This is a genomic window from Vreelandella xerophytica, from assembly GCF_968048975.1.
The window spans coordinates 2,540,320-2,561,628 of record NZ_OZ309106.1 but is presented as its reverse complement, the minus strand read 5'-3'; the positions used below and the strand labels follow the sequence as shown (position 1 = coordinate 2,561,628).

General features: G+C 60.3%; 13 protein-coding genes. 5 read left to right on the top strand and 8 right to left on the bottom strand.

Features of this window, described 5'->3' with window-relative positions; translation table 11 throughout:
• Positions 1-8: 8 nt before the first annotated feature.
• Positions 9-635, bottom strand: a complete 627-nt coding sequence (locus tag ACWF8S_RS11990; RefSeq protein WP_447553548.1) for a tyrosine-type recombinase/integrase — start codon at positions 633-635, stop codon at positions 9-11.
• A gap of 285 nt (positions 636-920) precedes the next feature.
• Here ACWF8S_RS11990 and ACWF8S_RS11985 point away from each other — a divergent pair, with 285 nt between their 5' ends.
• Both ACWF8S_RS11985 and ACWF8S_RS11980 read left to right on the top strand, forming a co-directional pair.
• Positions 921-1,793, top strand: a complete 873-nt coding sequence (locus tag ACWF8S_RS11985) for a hypothetical protein (protein ID WP_447553547.1) — start codon at positions 921-923, stop codon at positions 1,791-1,793.
• A 259-nt stretch (positions 1,794-2,052) separates the two neighbouring features.
• Positions 2,053-2,979, top strand: coding sequence for a toll/interleukin-1 receptor domain-containing protein (locus tag ACWF8S_RS11980; RefSeq protein WP_447553546.1), 927 nt, complete (start codon positions 2,053-2,055; stop codon positions 2,977-2,979).
• Positions 2,980-3,183: 204 nt separating this feature from the next.
• On the opposite strand, the gene ACWF8S_RS11975 is transcribed toward ACWF8S_RS11980, so the two are convergent.
• Positions 3,184-3,939: a phosphatase PAP2 family protein gene (locus tag ACWF8S_RS11975; RefSeq protein WP_447553545.1), complete on the bottom strand. Its 756-nt coding sequence runs from the start codon at positions 3,937-3,939 to the stop codon at positions 3,184-3,186.
• 202 nt (positions 3,940-4,141) lie between these two features.
• Between ACWF8S_RS11975 and ACWF8S_RS11970 the strand changes: the two genes are divergently transcribed.
• Entirely contained in the window at positions 4,142-4,708 is a 567-nt protein-coding gene (locus ACWF8S_RS11970) for a DUF1993 domain-containing protein (RefSeq protein WP_447553544.1), read from the top strand.
• Here the strand turns inward: ACWF8S_RS11970 and recD are convergent.
• Entirely contained in the window at positions 4,698-6,986 is a 2,289-nt protein-coding gene (gene recD / locus ACWF8S_RS11965; RefSeq protein ID WP_447553543.1) for an exodeoxyribonuclease V subunit alpha, read from the bottom strand. The genes ACWF8S_RS11970 and recD overlap by 11 nt on opposite strands.
• Positions 6,983-10,717: an exodeoxyribonuclease V subunit beta gene (gene recB / locus ACWF8S_RS11960; RefSeq protein WP_447553542.1), complete on the bottom strand. Its 3,735-nt coding sequence runs from the start codon at positions 10,715-10,717 to the stop codon at positions 6,983-6,985. The genes recD and recB overlap by 4 nt, the downstream gene beginning before the upstream one ends.
• A gap of 240 nt (positions 10,718-10,957) precedes the next feature.
• On the opposite strand from recB, the gene pncB reads away from it, so the two are divergent.
• Positions 10,958-12,139, top strand: a complete 1,182-nt coding sequence (pncB, locus tag ACWF8S_RS11955) for a nicotinate phosphoribosyltransferase (protein ID WP_447553541.1) — start codon at positions 10,958-10,960, stop codon at positions 12,137-12,139.
• 15 nt (positions 12,140-12,154) lie between these two features.
• Here the strand turns inward: pncB and recC are convergent, their stop codons facing one another.
• The 4 genes from recC to ACWF8S_RS11935 form a co-directional block, all read right to left on the bottom strand.
• Complete coding sequence (gene recC / locus ACWF8S_RS11950; RefSeq protein WP_447553540.1) at positions 12,155-15,772, bottom strand: exodeoxyribonuclease V subunit gamma; 3,618 nt, start codon at positions 15,770-15,772, stop codon at positions 12,155-12,157.
• Positions 15,773-15,831: 59 nt separating this feature from the next.
• On the bottom strand, positions 15,832-16,194 hold the full coding sequence (locus ACWF8S_RS11945) for a DUF5362 family protein (RefSeq protein WP_447553539.1): 363 nt from the start codon (positions 16,192-16,194) through the stop codon (positions 15,832-15,834).
• A gap of 198 nt (positions 16,195-16,392) precedes the next feature.
• Positions 16,393-18,030 (bottom strand): thiamine pyrophosphate-dependent enzyme, encoded by a 1,638-nt coding sequence (locus tag ACWF8S_RS11940; protein ID WP_447553538.1) that lies wholly within the window; start codon positions 18,028-18,030, stop codon positions 16,393-16,395.
• A 93-nt stretch (positions 18,031-18,123) separates the two neighbouring features.
• The gene (locus ACWF8S_RS11935; protein WP_447553537.1) at positions 18,124-19,104 is read right to left on the bottom strand and encodes a Bug family tripartite tricarboxylate transporter substrate binding protein; all 981 of its coding nucleotides are present in this window, start codon (positions 19,102-19,104) and stop codon (positions 18,124-18,126) included.
• Positions 19,105-19,569: 465 nt separating this feature from the next.
• Here ACWF8S_RS11935 and ilvD point away from each other — a divergent pair, with 465 nt between their 5' ends.
• Complete coding sequence (ilvD, locus tag ACWF8S_RS11930; protein WP_447553536.1) at positions 19,570-21,255, top strand: dihydroxy-acid dehydratase; 1,686 nt, start codon at positions 19,570-19,572, stop codon at positions 21,253-21,255.
• Positions 21,256-21,309: the final 54 nt, after the last annotated feature.

Here is a 21,309-nt window from a genome sequence, read left to right as displayed (position 1 = left end):
TATCCTTATCAAACTTCTGTCTGTTCTGCCGTTTCCAACGCATCATCTACCTCTATCCCTAGATACCTGACGGTGCTTTCCAGCTTCGTGTGTCCCAGGAGCAGTTGCACTGCCCTCAAGTTTTTCGTGCGACGGTATATCAGCGAAGCTTTTGTACGACGCATTGTGTGCGTGCCATAAATTGATGCACCTAGACCTATTTCGGTAACCCAGGCTTTCACAATACGGGCATATTGCCGCGTCGAGAGATGCTTTGCGCTATTGATTCGACTGGGAAACAAGAAGTCCCCGCTCCCGAGCTGAGCAAGCTGTATCCAGTCGATAATAGCGATGCGAGTTTGCTCGGTAATTTCGAATTGGACAGGTCGATGTGTCTTTTGCTGCATCACAATGGCTCTTGGGGATATGCACGCACCATGGGCTATATCCCGTATTCGTAAATTGACGAGGTCGCAGCCTCGTAATTTGCTATCGATGGCTAAATTGAAGAGGGCGAGGTCTCTCGTCTTTTGGGCAAGCTGTAGGCGAACACGGATGGCCCAGATATCTCGAAGACGCAGAGGCGCCTTCTGCCCAACCAACTTGCCTTTATTCCAAGGTGTGGATGTACAGGAGATTTCTGTCGAGACGTTCATGGCATTTTCCTCCATCGGGTGGAGGTCAAAGAATGGCTCAATACAAGCTCGACATGTGCTAAGGTTAATTTACAGTCGGGGCTCGACCCAAAGCAGACATTGCCGGAAAATGCAGCAACAGTGCAAATTTTAGGCATATAGCTGGATTTCAGTTAATTTTTATTTCTGTCAAATACTTAGAGCGCATTTCGCAGGCTGTGTTTGACGGATAAACGTGCTGGTACGTTTATCCAATCACAAGATAGGAAGTCCATTACTAGTTAAGCGCAATAGGAATTCATACCAATGAATGACATTGAGAACAATTTTTCTCGCTTCTTGGAACTCCCGTATTCGAGCAGGCAATTGATTGTTGTTACTGACGATGTGATTGTTGAAGCTGCGGAGCAGGAGGAACGAAGAGCTGTTCAACTTCGTGAAAATGGCCTTGACTGGAAGAAAATTACTGAAGCGATTGTTTTTGATGTTCTTCCTCTTCCATTAGGTAGAACGATAGCGGAAGTAACTCGCGAGGCTATAAAGGCGTGGGGGCGTGCGCGAGATAATGGTCTTTTGGTGTTACCGGTTGGAAATACGACTGCAAAATTACTTTCATTTCCACCGAGCCATCCTCGCGATGGTGTTCTTTACATCGGGCATCCCGCATTGCCTAACGTTTATTACACTCTGGCTGATTTTCACCGCGTCACTTTTGAACACAAGTTCTGTGAAGCAACGGATTTACTTATGAGTTTAGGGGCTACTTCAATTCGCGTCGAGCACGTTAACGGTTGGTCAAGAGATTTCTCTAGCCGTATTTCAGTACCGCTAGGGGAAGCCGAAAGTAAGGTGGGAGCTGAAGTTTCATCATCATCAAAATCTGGCTCACAACTACTTTTTGAGGCGAGGCTATCAGGAACTGTAACACCATCAATCCCTGAAGATTTGGTTTGGTATGAACATGAACCAACGTGGCAGTCTATCGCCAAAGGCCGAATAAATTATGGCCTCCAAGATTTTTCCCTATCTGTATCCTATGAAGATGATTTCGGCGTCAATGCTGGATTAAAGGCAGCAATTAGTAAGACCGGATTAAAAGTTGGTGGTAAATTCGAAGATCACGAATCAACAATATGGCGTCTTGAAGGGAAATTCAAGGACACAGCAGATGGCACTTAACCTTAGTCTACTCTGATAGAACGGCTGAGGCAGTTGACGACCCTGAACGGTCATTCCGGTAGAAGCGGGATGCTGGTTCTGCCGTGTTATTCAGCTGGCATAATATTCTATGTTATGCCGCCTACTGATACTTAATATCTTTAAAATTTCAATGGATAGTTCGTGAGTGAAAGGCGGTATAACCTGAATGAATGCGCCGTCGGGTTCATTTAGGTTATGTAGAAAAGTTTATAATCGCTGTTATGTGAAAAGGTAAATTATGAGTTCAGTTCCAAGATGTTTCATTTCATATTCACATGATAATGAAAATCACAAAGAGTGGGTTTTGAACCTAGCAACTAGACTAGCCAAGAACGGTGTGGATGTAATTCTTGACCAATGGGATTTGAGAATTGGTGGAGACTTGCCATCATTTATGGAAAGTGGATTAACTCAGGTTGATCGAGTAATTTGTGTTTGTTCTGAAAAATATGTATCTAAAGCCAATGCTGGTCTGGGTGGTGTCGGATATGAAAAAATGATTTTGACGGCTGATTTAATGGCCAATATAAACTCTGAAAAAATCATTCCACTTATCCGAAGTAATCACGCAGACAAAGTTACTCCCACATTTCTTCAAGCCAAACTCTATATAGATTTTCGTGATGAAGGTGCGTATGAAAAATCATATTCATCCTTAATTAGAGAAATCCATGGAGAGAGCACAAAAGCTCGTCCTGCCTTAGGTAGAAATCCATTTGAAACGTCAGATAGCCCAATTGCAGCTGCTGTTGAAAGCAGTTCAAGTAAATATGCGAATTCAAGCTTTAGTGGTGAAGTTGAGTTTGATTATGATAACCACAATGGCAGGTTCACAATTGGATCTGGAAGTATGCTGTTCGATTTGAGGTTTTCAAGTGCAAGCAACAACTCGATACATGTATACAAAGCTCCGTCGAGTATTGAGGGTATTGCTTTGGCTTACGGAGCTAAAGATTTTGGAGACATAGCTGATGCTTCAATGTTTGACTACACCTCAACGAATAGAACCCCTAAAACAGGGGAATTTGTTACTTTGGTTAATAAAAATGGTTTTTTTGCTGCAATTAAAATTGGTGAGGTTAAAGCGAGAAGCCATGGCGCAGAAAGATCATGGGTTTCATTCGAATATAGAATCAATCAAAATAAAGAAGCCAAATTCGAGTAGTTTTCACATAACAAGTTGTTGCACTCGGAAAAATCACTCGCTGCGCTCCTAAGTTTCCGGTGAGCAATGCGTTATATCAGCATTGCCTCAACGTCCGCACTTGGCCGATAGCTGAATCCTTGAACAGAATACTCACGCTAAATATTCATGTTTCCAACTGCAGAGCAACACGCATTGTGTTGCCTTGCATTAATTTGAGGTGGGCTATTCGCTGCCCGCCTCACTCTCTTCCTTCTCAATCTGCCCACGTCCCTGCATCCAGTGCATCACGCCCCAGCAGAGCGCCGCCCAGCTTGCCCCAGCGGTCCAGCCGGCCAGCACATCGGTCGGCCAGTGGACCCCCAGATAGACGCGACTTATGCCCACGAGCAGGGTCAGCAATATCGCCAGTATCAGAAGATACGCTTTTAGGCGCAGCGCGGGCTGTATGCGGATGAGCAGCGCGGCTAGCGTGAGGTAGGTCACGGCCGACATCATGGAGTGGCCGCTTGGGAAGCTCGCCGTGTAGACCATGGCTTCGTGCGGCACAAGATCCGGGCGGGCTCGGTCGAAACCCATCTTCATCAGGGTGCTAAGCAAAATGCCGCCGGGCACCGCCACCAGGGCGAAGAGCGCCGCGCGAAAGTGCCTGGCGAGTAGCAGATACCCCAGTGCCCCCAGCGTGAGGAGCACCAGCACGCCGACACCGCCGAGGGCGGTAAAGTCCCGGCCCATTTCCTCGACCCAGCCCGGGCCGATCGGGTCGTTAAGGTCGGCGGGGTTGCGAAGGGCGAGCAGCAAGCGCTCGTCGAAGCTCTGGGTGTCGCCCTCGATGACTTCACCGGCCAGCGCGACGAAGCCCCAAATGCCGCCGGAAATGACCGCCAGGCACAGCAGCATGGCGAGTTCGTGACGGCCCAGTCGAGATAGCAGGGAAACGCCCTGACGCCCGATACGGCCTATTGTCGTTTGATACTTCATTGGCAGCTCCTTTGCTTTGATCCGTCACCCGACCCGTCGATTGAGGCGGGCCTAGTGTAGCCCAAAGCGGGCGTTCAAGAGTTCGGCAGTAGTAAATCGGTTTATCTGGCGTGTTGGCTGTCATTCGTAGTCAGGTAGGTTTATAAAATGAGTTCGCGATAGCCACGACTGCGCCACTCTCCCTTGTACAGGAAGAACAACGATGTCATTCACGCAACTGCTGGTCCCCACCTACACCCAAATGCTCGGCGCGCTTTCGAACTGGCTGAAAAAGGCGCAAAGCCAACTGCCGGACGCCGAGGCACAAGCGCTGCTTTCCGCACGCCTCGCGCCGGATATGTTTCCGCTTTCCACGCAGGTACGCTTTGCCTGCGTGCAGGTTCAAGAAGCGGTCCACCGCCTGCAAGGTAAAGACCTACCGGCCTCGATCAAGGAGCTGCTCGAAGAAGGGCGCAATGCAGGCGAACACCCCGGCACGCTTGAAGATGCCCGAAAGCGTATCGATGAAACCCTCGCGTTACTGGGCGGCTTGGCGTCCGATGCGCTGGATGTCAGCGCAGACAAGCCGCTGGTACACGAGCTGCCCAACGGCATGATTCTCGATTTAACCGCCGAGCAGTACGCGCGGGACTGGACGCTGGGGCAGTTCTACTTCCACATCATGACCGCCTATTCCATCCTGCGTAGCGAGAAGATCGAGCTGGGCAAAGCCGACTACGTCGCGCATATGTTCCCGTATATTCGCCCGGAAACGCTGCCTAAAGGCTGATCGACGCCCCGGTTCCACTGACCCGCCTCACTTCCCGCACCACTGCCTCATTCAACACCCCGCGCTTGGCTTCCACCAGGGTCAGCCATTGCCGGGCGCGGGTGATGCCGGTATAAACCAATTCCCGCGTCAGGATGGGGTTGATCGTGGCGGGGAGCAGCAGGGCTGTATGGAGAAACTCCGAGCCCTGGGATTTGTGCACCGTCATCGCGAACACGGTTTCCACCGCGTGCAGGCGAGAGGGCAGCACCCAGCGGATGGGGTTTTTGGGGCCGCTGGCTGCACTTGTGGAAGGAAAGGCGACTCTCAACAGCGTTCTTCCCTGTGTGCGTGGGTCGGGTACCGCGAGTGTAATGCCGATATCGCCGTTCATCAGCCCCAGGCTGTAGTCGTTTTGTGTTACCAGCACCGGGCGGCCCTCAAACCAGCCTTTCTCCAGCTCCATATCACTGGCGCTCAACAATCTTTCCCGGCGCAGTACCTGGGCGATGCGCAGGTTCAGGCCTTCCACGCCCCAGGGGCCTTTGCGCAGCGCGCACAGCAGTTGGAAGTGGCCGTAGGCGTTCAGCACTTGCTGGGCCCAGGCGTTATAGAGCTCGCGGTTCTCTTCAAAAGGCAGTCCTGAATCCGGGCGTTGCTCCTTGAGGGCGGTGAGGTAGTGACGGTAGCCGGTGGGCGGGGGCAGTTCCGCGCCGCTGCGCTTATCCACACGGCCTTTGCCAGCGTTGGGAAAGCGCTCCGGTGAGCCGGTAATCACCAGGCGCTCCAGGGGGGGGGCGTCTTCGCTGCTCAAGATCAGGTGGTGCAGGTCGGCGTAGCCGTGGCGTAGTGCACCCTGCACGGCGCTTTGCTTGTCGCGCTCATTGAGTTCGCGGCTCAACGGCTGGTTGATCGCCTGGGCCAGCTGGCCGATGCCGCTTTGGGCGTCGAAACGGTGGCTTACCCGTAGCATGGTAATCGCCTGGTCCTGGGGCTGGCCTTGTGGGTCGGTCAGTTCCGTTGGCAGCGGCTGGCCGGTGAGTTCATGCAGCCACTCGGCGGTTTCCGGCGTGTAGTGGGCGGCCTCGGCGCGGCGGCATAAATCGCCCAGTACGGCGCCGGCTTCGACTGATGCCAACTGGTCCTTGTCGCCCAGCAGTACCAGTTTGGCGTGGGCGGGCAGGGCGCTGAGCACGGCGGTCATCATTTCGATATCCACCATCGAGGCTTCGTCGATCACCAGCACGTCCAGCGCCAGGGGGTTGTTGGGGTTGTGGCGGAAGTGGCGGGTATCCGGCCGGGCGCCCAGCAGGCGGTGGAGTGTTGTGACCTCGGTGGGGATCGAGGCGTGTAGCTGCCCAGGGGCCGAATCGTCGCGAGCTGAAGCTCCCTCCCACCGCGTGACCAAATCATTGACGGGGAGCTTTTCGACCTGGCCGGCGATGGATTCATTCAGGCGGGCGGCGGCCTTGCCGGTGGGTGCGGCCAGGCGGATGCGCAGCGGCTGATCAGACTCGGCCAGCTGCAGGGTTTGCAGAAGCGCGAGCAGGCGTACCACGGTGGTGGTCTTGCCGGTGCCGGGGCCGCCGGTGATGATCGCAAAGTGGCTGCGGGCGGCCAGGGCACAGGCGACTTTCTGCCAGTCCAGCGTGTCGGTTGCCGGGAACAGCGTATCCAGGCTGCGTTTGAGCAGCGGCTGATGGCGCGGTACGTTGCCAGCGTCGTTACGCGCCGCCACGTTCAGGCGGGCGGCGATTTCCTGGTGCAGGGTCTGCTCGTATTGCCAGTAGCGGCGCAAATAAAGCCGCGTGGTGGATGAGCTACTCACGCGCACCAGCGGGGTGTTGCCGTGGCCGTCGCAAATCAGCGTGGAGTGTTCAAGCGCCGCCTGCCACTCGTTGAGTGTCAGCGTGGCAAGCACTTGGCTGGGCAGCGGCGGTGGGTCGCTCAGGTCGTCGCCTTCCGGCGGCAGCGAAAGGGCGAAATCCGGCGAGTCGAGGGTGGCGTATAAGTCCAGGCATACGTGGCCGCGGCCGAGCTGGTGGCTGGCCAGGGCCACGGCCAGCAGAAGCAGCGGCGGCGCGTCGCTGGCCTCACGGGCGAAGAAGCTGGCCAGCGCTCGGTCCAGGTCGCGCAGCCAACCCCGGGCTACCCAGCGCTCGAAAAGCGTCATCAGTGCCGGGGTGCTGGTCAGCGCCGGGTGCGGCTGAGGTGCGCTGCTTATCATAGGGGGCGGTGCGCTTACGGGCGTTTCCAGCGCGTCATCGCCGAACAGATCAAACGTGTAGCCATCGTTCATGCGGTTGCCTCCCGGTTTTTGTGACCTGCGAAAAGGGCGTCCAGCGCTTCGATCAGGGCGACCGGGGCGGGCTCGACGTGCACACCACACTGGGCGGTGCGGCTGCCGCGTAAAAACACCGTGAGCGAGCCGCCCAGGTGGCGATGCGGGTCGTAGTCCGGCAGGCGGGCCTTGAGCAGCCGGTGCAGGGCCAGTAGATAGAGCGCGGCCTGCAGGTCGTAGCGTTTTTCCAGCAGCGCGGCGCTCAGGGCATCAACGGTGTAGGCGCTGTCGTCACCCCCCAGGTAGTTGGATTTCCAGTCCAGCACGTAGAAGCGCCCTTCGAACTCGAACGCCAGGTCGATAAAGCCCTTGAGCATGCCGTTCAGCGTGTCGGCGTCCAGCGCCGGCCGTGGGGTGCCGGGGAGCAAGTGCTGGCTAACCAATTTATCCAGCGCTTGGGTATCGACCTGATGGGCGGCGAACCAGAACTCGAGCTCTACCTGATAACCGCTCAACTGGTTCAATGCCACGCTTTGCTGGCCGGGCAGCGGCAGCGGTGCGCGCAGAAGGCCCACAAGCCAGCTGTCCAGCGTCTCGTACCACGCCTGCCAGCCGCGCAGCTGCAGGCGGCGGCGCAGGGCGTCTTCGCGGGCGGGGGCGTCTTCCAGCGCCTTGGCAAAGCCGAACTGGCCGGCCCACTCTAGAAGCCCGTGCAGAAAGGTGCCGGGGCCAGGGCCACGCGGGAAGCGGTGCAGGTGCGCGGCTTCTTCCAGGGGGGCGGTATCGTGACCTGCCTGCGGGGCAAGCGGGGCGTCAAACAGCAGGTCCTGGGGTTCGTCCAGCACCTCGAAGGTGGTGGCTTCCTGAGGAGTGGTAGGCTCTGGTGTGGGCGTGAACGGTGCCGCTAACGCGCCGGAAACCCCGCCGGAGGTGCGCAGCGCCGAGTAGCTGGCAATCCACCACTGTTCACGCGCCGGGCGGCGGGGCGTGCGCGCCTGGCCAAGCGCCTGGTGCTGTTCGGCCGGGGTGTAGCGCAGCGCGGTGGCCTGCGGGGCGGGCATCAGGGCAATCGCGCTTTCATCGACCAGCGCTTCAAGGGCTTCGCCCAGTTGGGCGGGGGCGATGGCCTTGCCGCCGTTGAGCAAATAGCCCAGCGCGCTGCCTTCGCCATCTTTCAGCGGGGCCAGGCCCAGCCAGGTGGCGTGGCGGGCGCGGGTGAGCGCGACATACAGCTTGCGCAGATCCTCGCCCAGACGCTCCCGGTCGGCGGTGGCCAGAGTGTGTTTATCGGCACCCAGGCTCAACTGCAGATTGCCTTCGCCATCATGCCAGCGCAGCGGCACGTCACCCTCTTTCATGGGGCGGTGATTGGCGATGAAGGGCAAAAACACCAGCGGGTACTCGAGCCCCTTGGATTTGTGGATGGTGACCACCTTGACCAGATCGGCGTCGCTTTCCAGGCGCAGCTTGTGGCTGTCGCCGTGGCTTTCAGGGTCGGCAATGGCCTCCGTCAGAAAGCGGATCAGGGCGTGTTCGCCATCGAGTTCCTGGCTCGCCTGCTGAAGCAGCTCACCCAGGTGCAGCAGGTCGGTCAGCAAGCGCTCACCCTCGGCAAACTCGCCCAGCAGCCGCTCGGCAATGGCGAAATCCACCATCAGCTTGCGTACCAGCGGCAGCACCCCCTGGCGCTGCCACAGGCGGTGGTAGCGGCTGAACTGTTCGACCCGCGCCTCCCAGGCAAGCTCGCTCTGGTTCAGGTGGTCAAGCTCGTGAAGTGCCAGGCCCAACAGTGGGGTGGCAAGCGCGGCGCGTAGTTTGGCTTCCGCCTGGCGCGAGTTGGCTTGCGGTTCGGCGCAGGCGCGCAGGCAGGTTTCCAGCTGCTGGGCGATGGGCGAGCTGAACACCTTGTCGTTATCCGATAGATACACGCTTTTCACCCCCCGGCTGGCCAGCGCCAGGCGAATCGCGCGGGCTTCCTGCAAGCCGTTGACCAGCACCGCCATGTCCGAAGGCTTGAGCGGGGTCAGCTCGCCTTCGAGTGCAAAACCGGCTTCCCGCTTGCGCCCGGCTTCCAGCAGAGCGGCCATGTGCGAGGCGCAGCGCTCGGCCATTTCCAGTTGGTAGGTGGTCTTGGAAAGCGGCTCGTTACTTTCAAGCGCCCACAGCGTCATGGCGGGCAGCGGCGAATTATCCCACACCAGCTGTTCGCGGCGGCCCTTGGCCTTGACGGACAGAAAGGGCAGCGGGTTGTTGCCGGCCGCGTCGCGAAACAGAAAGGCGCCGGCGTCGTGCTGGTCGGCGTAGTGAAAGCAGTGGTTGACCGCCTCGACCATCGCCTGGCTGGAGCGAAAGTTGGTGCCGAGTGTCACGTGGCGGCCGTCGGTGTCCTGGCGGGCCTTCAGGTAGGTGAAGATATCCGCCCCGCGGAAGGCGTAGATGGCCTGCTTGGGGTCGCCGATCAGCAGGATGGCGCTGTCGCGGCGCGGCTGGGCCGCGTCATACACGGCGTTGAAAATCCGGTACTGGATCGGGTCGGTATCCTGGAACTCGTCGATCAGCGCGACCGGGAACTGGCGCAGTATCTGTGCTGCCAGCGCCTCTTTATTCGGACCTTGCAGGGCGCGGTCCAGGTGAGTGAGTAGATCATTGGGGCCCATTTCGGCGCGGCGCTCCTGCTCGCGCTCCAGGCGCGCGCGGCACCACTGCACGGCGTGAATGAGTAAATCGTTGCGCGGTTCGGGCAGGGCGTTGAGCTCGCCGGGAAGCGCGGCCAGCGCCTCCCAGGCCGCCGGGCAGGGCGGTGCGCCCTCTTTCCAGATTTCTGCCATGCCGTCTGGCGTCATGCGCTTCCAGGCGGCATCGGTAAGCGCGGGGTGGGCGGCATCGCCCTCATGCCACTGTTTGAGCGCTCCCAGCCAGTTGGCGCGGCTCTTGGCATTGAAGTTCTGGCCCTTGAAGGCCTTGCGCTGGGCGGCATCTTCAAGGGCGGGCACCAGCTCGTCCAGCCAGGCGGCCCAGGGGGCTTTGAGTTCCGCAAGCTTGGCGGCACGGGCGGCTTGGCAGGTAGCCAGCGTTTGTGAAGGCTCAGGGCGCGGCTCGCCCAACGCATCGCACTCCGGTAGCAGGCGTTGAAGGCTTGCGTGCAGGGCGTCCGGCGAGGGCCAGTAGCTGACGATGCTTTCCAGCGCTTCGCTTTCAAGCGGGTAGTAGAAGGTGCGCCAGTAGTCGCGCACTACTTCCTGCTCCAAGTCGCGCTGGTCGTTTTCCAGGTTCAGCGAGAAGAGGCTTCCACTGTCAAACGCGTGCTCGCGCAGCATACGGTAGCACCAGCTGTGAATGGTGGACACCGCGGCTTCATCCATCCACTCGGCGGCAAGCGTAAGACGCCGGGCGCAGGCGGGCCAGGCCGAGGGTGGGTACTCACGGCGCAGCTCCAGCAGCAGCGGGTCGCTAGGCGAGTCGGCAAGGTCCGGGTCTTCACGAAACACCTCGGCGGCTTCCACCAGGCGGTTGCGAATCCGCTCGCGAAGCTCTTGGGTGGCCGCGTTGGTGAAGGTGACCACCAGGATTTCCGGCGGGGTCAGCGGGCGGATGAACGCCGCCTCATCTTCCGGGTGGCGCCCGCCCAGCACCAGGCGCACGTATAAAAGCGCAATGGTAAACGTCTTGCCGGTGCCTGCGCTGGCTTCGATCAGGCGGCTGCCGTGAAGGGGCAGGCTCAAGGGGTCGAGCGGGGCGGGCTGGCTCATCGTTTCTCCACGGGCAGGCGCAAAAACAAAGCGCCCCTGGCGAGAAAGGGGCGGTAGCCGGCACTATATCGCGGTGGCCGGCAGGGAGCAAAAACGGAGCAAAAAGGCTTCATGGTGCGGCCTTGGCTGTGAGCGGGCTGGGAGATAGTGGCGTCACCTGCTAATCTTGTCGGCTCGCCATGTTAGGGGCGACCCGTTTACACTACCGCGGCTTTACGTTCACGCTGACGATGAGACTCCATGCTGACCTCGCTTCTGGATAACGACTTCTACAAGATCACGATGCAGAATGCCGTGATCAAACGCTTTCCGTACGCGCATGTGCGTTACGCTTTCATCAATCGCGGCGAGCATGACTTTCCGGAAGGCTTCGGCGATGCCCTGCGCCGGGAAGTCGATAACATGACAAGCCTGCGTCTGACGTCGCAGGAGAAGCGTTATCTCGAAACGACGTGTCCGTATCTCGACCCCACTTATCTCGATTTTCTGGCAGGCTTTCGCTATGACGCCAGTGAAGTGGTGATCGAGCAGCAGGGAACGGATCTGTCGGTGGTGATCGAAGGCCCCTGGTATCGCACCATCTTGTGGGAAGTGCCGCTGATGTCGCTGATCAGCGAGCTCTGGTATCGCCTGCGCGGGATTACGGTCTCCAAGGATAGCCATGCGCTGATCGAACAGCGCACTCAGGAAAAGATCGAGCACTACCGTCAGATGGGGCTGAAGATTGCCGAGTTCGGCACTCGGCGACGCTTTTCGTTCGATGTGCACGACCGCGTGGTGGGCGCGCTTCGCCATCACGGCGGCGAGTCGTTCACCGGCACCAGCAACGTGCTGCTGGCCATGCGCCACGGCGTCAAGCCGATTGGTACCCACGCCCACGAGTGGTTCATGTTCCACGGCGCCCGCTTCGGCTTCAAGATGGCCAACAGCATCGCCCTGGAAAACTGGGTAGACGTGTACCGTGGGGATCTGGGCATCGCGCTGACCGACACCTTCACCTCCAAGGCCTTCTTCGACAGCTTCGACAAGAAGTTCGCCAAGCTGTTTGACGGCGTGCGCCACGACAGCGGCGACGCCATCGACTTCGCGGCGGAAACCATCCACCACTACGAGCGCCTGGGCGTCAATCCGCTGAGCAAGACGATCATCTTCTCGGATGCGCTGACCCCTGAAAAGGTCGAGCGTATTCAGACGTTCTGCCAGGACCGTATCGGCATGGCGTTCGGTATCGGCACCAACTTCACCAACGACGTGGGTGTGGACCCTATGAACATGGTGATCAAGATGGTCGATGCTCGCCCCGAAGGGCAAGGCTGGCTGCCGGTCATCAAGCTTTCCGACGTGCCGGAAAAGAACACCGGCGACCCGGAAATGATCTCGCTGGCCAAGCGCGTGCTGGCGCTCAACGGCCACAGCCGCTAAGCCGTTGCCGCGCCGTCACTCCTTGACGGCGCGGTAGAGCGGGGCGTAGAGCGTTTCAGTCAGTGTGGCAAAGCCGTGGCCCTGGGCGCGGGCGTTGTAAAGCGCCGCAAAGCTCGGCCACTGGCGGACAAGATAAGCGCTCTGCTGTACTTCGCCGGCGCGAAAGCGGTCGCCTTCATATACGCTTGCCGCCGCGCGGTAGGCGTCGCTCTCCTCGATATTCTCATCACGACTTTCTTCATTACTTTCTTCACTACCCTGCGCACTACCGTTTTTGCCCAGCCAGGCGAACGCCGCCTGGGGGGCGAGCGGCAGCGGGCTTTCCATGCCCGCCTGCCAGCATTCCAGCAGGTTGTTCAGGTGGGCGCGGGCGGTGTCGGCGTCCAGCGGGGCCAGGCGCACGTGGCCTGCCTTGGAAAGCAGTTGAGTGGTCATGGGCGTTTGCGTGTTGGCCGCCAGGTGCACCACCCAGGGGCGCAGCAGGTGCTGCCAGCGGTACTGGCCGCGCCCGCGCCCCTGGCTGACCAGGCTGTTGCTGAGCAGCAGCAGGCGGCAGCGGTGGCCGTCCTCGTCCACGCGGATCTCGTTGACCCAGTCGTTAACCTCAAGGCCGTGGGCGCTGAACGCCACGGCCAGCGCGGCGTCCATCGGGTGGGGCCACTCTTCCAGCGCTTTCTGGTAGTCGATGAACAGCGCCTCCATGGGCTCGGCCAGCGCCTCGCGCATGCGCTCGCCAAAGGCGCCTACCGCGAGCACCCCCTGGCCCTTGATGCGCTCGAGCGCGGCGAACATGGCGTCTTCGCGTGGCTCATTGTTATCCACCGCCTGGCGCTGGGCGGCAATCAACTGATCCTGCAACTGCCAGTGCTGAAGGCCATCCAGGACAAACGGCTCGACGTCCAGCTGGGCAAGCGCCTCATGCTCGAAGTAGACCCCCAGGCGGGTATTGAAGAACGCCTTGGCGGGTTCGCGTAGAAAGCCGCCCAGCTGGGCGAGTGTGAGCGGGATTTCCTGCTCGAAGGGAGGCAGGGTGGCTGTCGGAGAATCCGCTGGCGTCGGCGGGGTGTGCAGCGCGTGCCACTCATGAGCGTAGGTGAACAGCCGCGCCTGGGAGGGCGAGCGGGTATCCGCGCTGAAGTAACGCTGGCTGAAGGGCTGCAGCGGGTGTTCGGTAGTCAGTGCCTCTAACAGTGGTGCTTCATGCTGGCCTTGCCAGCCGGCGGCGAGGTGATCGCGCAGCTGGCCCACCAGCACCGAGGGCGGCATGGGGTTGTTGTCGATTTGGCTGCGCCCCACCCAGCTGATATAGAGCTGGTGGCGAGCCGAGAGCAGCGCTTCCAGAAACAGGTAGCGGTCATCTTCACGCCGTGAGCGGTCGCCGGGGCGGTAGTCGCCGCCCATCAGGTCGAAATCCAGTGGCGGCTGGGAGCGCGGGTACTCGCCGTCGTTCATGCCCAGAAGGCATACCCGCTTGAAGGGAATCGCGCGCATGGGCATGAGCGTTGCGAAGTTGACCGCACCGGCCAGAAAACGCTGGGAAAGGCTGTGCTCGTCGATCTGCGCAAGCCAGTGTTCGCGCACCATGGAAAGCGGCAGGGGTTCATCGAGCCCGGCTTCTTGGGTGCTTTCCAGCACCTGGTTGAGCGCGCCTTCGAGCTTGGTGAGCATGACGCTCTCCTGGGCGTCGTCGGTAAGAAAGAAGGCTTCCAGCAGTTCGCGAAGCCTTGCCACCCATTCGGCCGCCGTGGTGGGCTGGCAGAAAATCTCCCAGGTCTCTTCCAGGCGCTCGAGAAGAGTCGCCAGCGGTCCGGCAAGCGAGGCTTCAAGGCCGCCGATATCGTCAAACGGCTCGATCCCCTGCCACGCGTCCGCCACGCCCACGGTGTAGCCCAACAGCAGGCGGCGCAGGCCGAAGGCCCAGGTGTTCTGGCTCAGGCCCTGGGGCAAATCCAGCCGGGTCCGCTGCTCGGCGTTAAGCCCCCAGCGGATGCCCGCGCCCTCGATCCAGCGGTTAAGCGTGGGCAGGTCGTTCTCTTCGATGCCAAAGCGCTCGCGCAGAGCGGGCACGTCGAGAAGATCCAGCAGGTCGCTCACCGAGAGGCGCAGCTCCGGCAGGCGCAGGAGCTTTTCGAGCGCGATCATCAGCGGCAGGCGGTGGCGGCTGGCCTGGTCCGACAGTGTATAGGGAATGTAGCGCGGGTCATCACGGCCGGTGCCGGCGCGGTAGGGGCTCGAGCGGTACTGGCCGAACACGGCTTCGATATGCGGCGCGTAGCGGTCGATATCCGGCACCATGACGATGATATCCCGTGGGCGCAGGTCCGGGTCAGCGCTGAACGCGGCCAGCAGCTGGTCGTGCAGAATCTCCACTTCCCGCTGGGGGCCGTGGGCGATGTGGAACACGATGGAGTCGTCCTGCTGCACGTCTACTTCCGGCCAGGTAGTTTGCGTTTCCGCCACCGGGCGCAGCTCGCGAATGTCGTCCTGGAGCTGGCTGAGCAGGCAGCTGTGCTCGGGGGTGGTGAACGGCTCGAACATGTCGATACGCAGCGCCTGCTGCTCGAACAGGGTCTGGTAGTTACCGGCGTCGTCGTGTTCATCGAGCAGGCGCAGGTAGTCGCGGCCCTGTTTGCCCCAGGCGGCCAGAAGCGGCTGGGCGTGCAGGTGCAGGGCGCTGTCCACATCGCCATCGCCGAGCACATCCAGCGCGTCGGGCATACCCGCTTTACGCTGCTGGCGGTAGCGGTTGGCGCGCAGCAAATCCTTGTGCTCGATGATATCCGCCCAGTAGTACTGGCAGGGGTTGTGCACACACAGCACGATCTGACAGCAGCGCGAAAGCGCGGCCAGCGCTTCCAACGTCTGCTGGGGCAGCGACGAGATGCCGAAGATGATCAGCCGCCGGGGCAGGCCGTGGGGGCAGCCTCCGTCTTCGAGCCCGCCGGCTACCTCCAGAAAGCGGCTGTGCACCTGGGCGCGGCTGCTGTTCAGGCCGGCCTCGCCCTGGTTGGCGGCGACATCGTCGCGCAGGGCGCGCCATAAAGCGGGCTGCCAGCGCTGGTGTTCGTCAAGCTCGCGTTGTTCGCCGCGGGCGGTAATCAGTATGTCACGGCCATCGGCCCAGGCGTCCAGCCAGTCGGCGCGGTATACCTGGTACTGATCGAACAGATCCGCCAGGCGTTCGGCCAGCTGGTAGTGCTTGCGCTGGTCGCGGTCGGTTTCCAGAAAGCGGGCCAGTGGGGCAAATACGGGCTGCTCGGCAAGTAAAGGCAGCAAACGCAGCAGGCGCCACACCAGGCGCGATTTATCAAACGGTGAGGTCTCCGGCACCGTCTCTGCATCACCGGTGAGCTCGGTCAATACCGTGCGGTAGGCCTGCCACAGAAAGCGCGCAGGCAGGGTGACATTGAGTGCCGCGGCGATGCCGGCGCCGCCCTGAGCCGGGTCTTCCGCCAGGGCCAGTTTCAGCCACTGGCCGATGCCGTTGCTCTGCACCAGAATGGTTTCGCTTTCGAGCGCACCCAGCGGGTGCAGGCGCATCCACTCCACCGCCAGAGCACGCAGGTCTTCCAGGCGGTTGGCGTGAACGACCATGAAGCCGGGGGCAAGCGGTGGTGTGGAAAGACTCGACATGAAAACGTCTCGACAGTAGGCGGGCTTGGACAGTAGGCGGACCTAGACAGTAGGCAAACTTAGTAGGAAAGCGTTACGTTACCGATGCCCAGCAACCCCAGAAAGGTCATGCCCACGAACAGCAGCAGATACAGCAGCAGCAAGACGCCGAAAATAGTGAAGTGGGTCTTGAGCTTGCCCAGCGCAAAACGCAGCTCGCGCTCGTCGCCGCTCTGGTAGGCACGGCTACCGGCCTTTGCCGCCTGCATCAATACCACGCCGCCCCAGATGGGTATCCAGGCCACGATGATACCCACCACGGTAATCGCGGTTAAAAGCCCGGTAATGATCAGCATCACCCCGATCAGTTGCATCCAGAACTTGGCGCGGTAGAGCGGTTCGGCAATGCTGCGCAGCAGTTCGTACTTCCCTTCGGGTTCCATGACATCCTCGCTATCACTATTGCAAATCAATGCGTCGTTCAGAGTGCACGATCTTAATAAGTTTCAGCGCTTTTGTCTTTACTCAGGCAGGGCCGGCCTGCCTGGAACGTCGGGACGTAGGGTCATGCCGGTCATGAGAAGACGCCTGAACTTACAAGGCGTCTGCATCTTGGCTCTGTTACAGCCTGACGTGAAGATTCAAGGGCTGAAAGCGCTCAGGCGTTCGGCGCTTTGTCTTACATGAATCACGCCGGCGCCCGGGTGGGTGAGGGCTTGTTGAATCGTGTGCTCGATTTGCGCGTCGTGTTCGATGGTAAAGCCTTTCACGCCGAACGCCTCGGCCCAGGCTGCAAAATCGGGGCTGGTGAGGGAGGTCGCCACAGGGCGGCCGGGAAACAGCTTTTCTTGAAATCCTCGTATGGTGCCGTAAATGGCATTATCGGCAATGATGATCTTGATGTTTGCGCCGTAGTGCACCGCCGTGGCCAGCTCGTTGCCGGTCATGAGCGCACCGCCATCGCCCAGAAAAGCGATGACCGTCTTGTCCGGGTGGCGCAGGCCGGCGGCGACCGCATAGGGCACTCCGCTTCCCATCGCACCGGAGGCGCTGCCCAAAAGCCTCTGCCTTTCGCCCAGCACGATATAGCGATGCACCCAGGTGGCGAAGTTGCCGGAATCCAGGCAGAAGACGGTATCGGCGCTGGCATGCTGATTGACCGCCGCTACCACGCCACCCAGATCCACGCCGGTCTGGCTGGGCTTGGGCTGGTACGTGGCAAGCGTCTTGTGTTCGGCCTTCAATTCATCCAGCCACTGCTTTCTTTGCTCGGGCGGTGCCGGAGCAGCGGCGTTTGCCAGTGCCTCCAGAAAGCGTTCGCTATCGGCGGCCACGCCTAGCCAGGGAGTGATGTTGCGCCCGATCACATCGGCATCTGGATAGACATGAATGACATCCTGCGCCGGCAGGGGGGCGCTTGGAAAGCTGAAGCCCTGGGTGGTGATGTCGCCAAGGCGGGTGCCGACCGCCAGAATGAGATCGGCCTGTTTCAGTCTTTCGGCCATGGCGGCGGGCATCGTGAAGCCGATCTGACCCACCCAGTGGGAGTGGCTGTTGGCCATTACCTCCTGCTGCTTGAACGCCCCCAGTACCGGGAGCTGCCATTTTTCGGCGGTCTTGACCAGGGCTTGTCGTGCCCGGTCGGTATTGATCTGCCCGCCGGCAAGCAGCAGCGGGCGTTCGGCCTTGGCCAGCCGTGCCTGAATGGCGTCCAGGTCGGGCCGGGAAGGGGCGGGGCGTGTCGTTGCTGCGGGGGTTAAAACGGGGGTGGTAACCTCGTCTTGCAGCATGTCCTCCGGCAGCACGATGACCACCGGGCCCGGTGTGCCGCTCACGGCGCGCTGCCATGCGCGAACGACCGTATCGACGATTCTCTTGCCCTGATGAACCTCGAAGACCTCCTTGGCGATATCACCGAAGGTCTGGCGGTAGTCGACTTCCTGAAAGGACGCCCGTCCCAGCTCTTCGCGGGTGACATGACCGATGAACATCAGCAGCGCCACCCCGTCTTGCTGGGCGGCGTGCAGGGAAATCGCCGCGTTCATCGACCCCGGGCCCCGGCTGGTGAAAACAACCCCCGGGCGCTCGGTCAGCCTTGCATCCGCTATCGCCATGAACCCCGCACCGGATTCATGGCGACAGGCAATGGCCTGGATCTTTTCATGCTGATACATGGCGTCGAGTGCGGCCAGGTAGCTTTCACCGGGAACGCAGAAGATCTTGTCCGTACCAAGGGCGGCGAGTTGGTTCACCAAGCTTTGTGCAGCAGTCAGCGTCATTGACGAGGCCTTTTGAGTCTGGTGCCCGTAACAGCCCGGTATGCTCAAGCACACCGGGCCAAAGGCGTTGATGGGGGAGGAGCCAAAGCCGAATCAGAAGGAGACGTTTTCCGCCGCCGCCTCGAGTTCGCGCTGATTCTGCTCCAGGAAGTCGCGATACTCCTGGCCCGCCTGGAAGCTGGGCTCCGATCCCAGTTCATTGACCAATCTTTCCCTCAGCGCCTCGTCTTGCATGGCCATTTCAAAGGCATCGGCCAGAATGTCGATATGCTCCTGGGGGGTGCCCAAGGGCGCAAAGAAACCACGGCTGGTGGCCGACATCATGTCGATCCCCATCTCCTGAAAGGTGGGAATCTCGTCGAGGGTATCGCCGCTTAGCCGTTCGCTATGGGCCACGCCCAGGGGGCGGAACGAGCCGTCCTTGTAAAACCCGGAACAGCACGCCGCATTGGTGATGGTGAAGTCGATCTCCTTGGCCCTGAGAGCCGACATCTGCTCGGTGGTATCCGGGTAGCCGATCAGATTGACATCGGCCAGATCGATACCCATCGCATCGAACATCTGGATCCAGAAGAAATGGTCCGTGGAGGTGGGAATCATGCTGAAGCTGACCGACCCGGGGTTGTCCTTGACGTACTGGGAGATTTCACTGGCGTCTTGAACGGGATGGTCCGGGTAGGTGGTGGGCATGTTGAATGTTTGCGTGACGCGGGCAATCGGCTCGAAGGCCTCGTAGGAGTAGTCGACCATTCCGGCGATATAGGAAAGCGCGATATTGTCGTGCCCGCCCAGAATCGTATAACCGTTTGGTTCGGCGTCCTTGACGTGTCTGGAACCCAGCGTCGCCCCGGCACCGGACATGTTGACCGGGACGATGGATACTCCCAGCGCTTTCTCCGCTTCCTGAGCTATCTGGCGAAAGATGATATCGGTGGGGCCGCCGGCACCGTATGGAATGATCAGGCGGATAGGCCGCTCGGGGTAGGAATCCGCAAGTGCGGGCAAGGCGGCAAGCGATACGGACGCGGCCAGTACGCTCAGTGCAAGGTTGCCCGAGATACGACGATATTTCATAAGAACACCTCTTGTATCATGAAAATAGGAACGTTTGTTCTTGAGTTCTTCAGATTTCATGTCCGAAGGTGGGCGGGCGATTAGTTATTCTTGATTGTCTTTTATTGTTTGAATAGTTCTGACGCTAGTTTGGATAGTTCTGACGCTGGTTTGAATAGTTCTGATGCTGGACAGGTCATGGTACTGCCCGTCGATCTTCTTTCTCAGGCGAGTTTTGATGATATTGACTACTTATATCCATGTTTTTTGTAAAAATCGATTATTGTTAGATTAGGCAGCTTATTTCAGCGCTGTCAATTTTTCGTTGAACGAAGGGGCCATTTATCCTCAGTCAATGAAACGCGCCGCGCTCTGGCGGGTGCCGGGGAGGCTTCGAGCCGAATTTAAGTCGCTTCTGGTCTTGCAGTGAGCCGCGCGCATCGCCAAGCTTGTGCCATGACCCATATCAAAGCCCAGGAGAACGCCATGACAGAGCCCACCGATCTCTCTCGCCGCCATTCGGCCCCGGTAGTGGATGGCCCGGGAAAAGCGGCCAGCCGAGCGATGCTTCGCGCGGTAGGCTTCAACGACGAGGATTTCAAGAAGCCCCAGGTGGGGGTGGCGTCGACCTGGAGCATGGTGACGCCATGCAACAGCCATATCGGTGAGCTGGCCGAGTTAGCCCGCGACGGTGCGGACGCCGGCGGTGGCAAGGGCGTCATCTTCAATACCATCACGATTTCCGATGGCATCGCCAACGGCACCGAGGGGATGAAGTACTCGCTGGTTTCCCGGGAGGTGATCGCGGATTCCATCGAGACCGTGGCGGGTTGCGAGGGCTTCGATGGCCTGGTCGCCATCGGCGGGTGTGACAAGAACATGCCGGGCTGCGTGATGGGCCTGGCGCGCCTGAACCGCCCCAGTGTGTTCGTCTACGGCGGTACCATCATGCCGGGCAAGGGACATACCGATATCGTCTCGGTGTTCGAAGCCATGGGCGCGCATTCGCGTGGCGACATGGATTTGATCGAGCTCAAGCAGATCGAGGAAACCGCGATTCCCGGCCCCGGTTCCTGCGGCGGCATGTACACCGCCAATACCATGGCCTCCGCTATCGAGGCACTGGGCATGAGCCTGCCGGGCAGCTCTGCGCAGAACGCGATCTCCCAGGAAAAGCGCGATGACTGCAAGGCGGCGGGGGAGGCGGTGCTCGAGTTGCTGGCCCGGGATATCAAGCCCTCGGACATCATGACCCGGCAAGCGTTCGAGAACGCGATTACCATCATCATCGCCCTCGGCGGCTCGACCAATGCGGTACTGCACCTGATCGCCATGGCGCGCACCATCGATGTCGAGCTTTCGCTTGCGGACTTCACCGAGATCGGCAAGCGCGTGCCGGTGGTGGCGGACCTTCGCCCCAGCGGGCATTACATGATGAGCGAACTGGTGGCGATCGGAGGTATCCAGCCGCTGATGAAAACCCTGCTGGACGCAGGCCTTCTGCACGGCGACTGTCTGACGGTAACGGGCAAGACCCTGGCCGAGAATCTGGCCGGTGTCGAGGCGTATCCGGTCGATCAGAACATCATTGCGCCGCTGGATCGGCCCATCAAGGCCCAGAGCCACCTGCGCATTCTGTATGGCAACCTGGCCCCGGAAGGCGCGGTCGCCAAGATCACCGGCAAGGAGGGCACGCGCTTTTCCGGCCCGGCGCGGGTGTTCGGTTCCGAAGAAGAAGCCCAGGCGCGCATCAATGACGGCACCGTGGTGGCCGGCGATGTCGTGGTCATCCGTTTCGAGGGCCCCAAGGGCGGCCCGGGCATGCGTGAGATGCTGACGCCAACCTCCGCCATCATGGGCCGTGGCCTGGGCAACGATGTCGCACTGATTACCGATGGTCGCTTCTCTGGCGGCAGCCACGGCTTCGTGGTGGGTCACGTATCGCCGGAGGCGTTCGAGGGCGGCCCGCTGGCGCTGGTGGAAAACGGCGACGTCATCACCATCGACGCCGACGCGGACACCATCGAGATGCACGTGGCCGACGACGAGCTGATGCGCCGCCAGGCCGCCTGGCAGCGCCCGACTCCGCGTTACACCCGCGGCGTGCTGGCCAAGTACGCACGCCAGGTCAGTTCGGCAAGCACCGGCGCGGTCACCGATCAAAGCGAATAAGCATTGACGCACCCACAAGGGCAGCAGCACGCCCAGGCGGCCTGGCAGCCGCCT

Excerpts from the sequence above, each read along its gene's own strand:
- ACWF8S_RS11990 (WP_447553548.1), bottom strand. The coding sequence starts at position 635 with ATGAACGTCTCGACAGAAATCTCCTGTACATCCACACCTTGGAATAAA.
- ACWF8S_RS11985 (WP_447553547.1), top strand. The coding sequence starts at position 921 with ATGAATGACATTGAGAACAATTTTTCTCGCTTCTTGGAACTCCCGTAT.
- ACWF8S_RS11980 (WP_447553546.1), top strand. The coding sequence starts at position 2,053 with ATGAGTTCAGTTCCAAGATGTTTCATTTCATATTCACATGATAATGAA.
- ACWF8S_RS11975 (WP_447553545.1), bottom strand. The coding sequence starts at position 3,939 with ATGAAGTATCAAACGACAATAGGCCGTATCGGGCGTCAGGGCGTTTCC.
- ACWF8S_RS11970 (WP_447553544.1), top strand. The coding sequence starts at position 4,142 with ATGTCATTCACGCAACTGCTGGTCCCCACCTACACCCAAATGCTCGGC.
- recD (WP_447553543.1), bottom strand. The coding sequence starts at position 6,986 with ATGAACGATGGCTACACGTTTGATCTGTTCGGCGATGACGCGCTGGAA.
- recB (WP_447553542.1), bottom strand. The coding sequence starts at position 10,717 with ATGAGCCAGCCCGCCCCGCTCGACCCCTTGAGCCTGCCCCTTCACGGC.
- pncB (WP_447553541.1), top strand. The coding sequence starts at position 10,958 with ATGCTGACCTCGCTTCTGGATAACGACTTCTACAAGATCACGATGCAG.
- recC (WP_447553540.1), bottom strand. The coding sequence starts at position 15,772 with ATGTCGAGTCTTTCCACACCACCGCTTGCCCCCGGCTTCATGGTCGTT.
- ACWF8S_RS11945 (WP_447553539.1), bottom strand. The coding sequence starts at position 16,194 with ATGGAACCCGAAGGGAAGTACGAACTGCTGCGCAGCATTGCCGAACCG.
- ACWF8S_RS11940 (WP_447553538.1), bottom strand. The coding sequence starts at position 18,030 with ATGACGCTGACTGCTGCACAAAGCTTGGTGAACCAACTCGCCGCCCTT.
- ACWF8S_RS11935 (WP_447553537.1), bottom strand. The coding sequence starts at position 19,104 with ATGAAATATCGTCGTATCTCGGGCAACCTTGCACTGAGCGTACTGGCC.
- ilvD (WP_447553536.1), top strand. The coding sequence starts at position 19,570 with ATGACAGAGCCCACCGATCTCTCTCGCCGCCATTCGGCCCCGGTAGTG.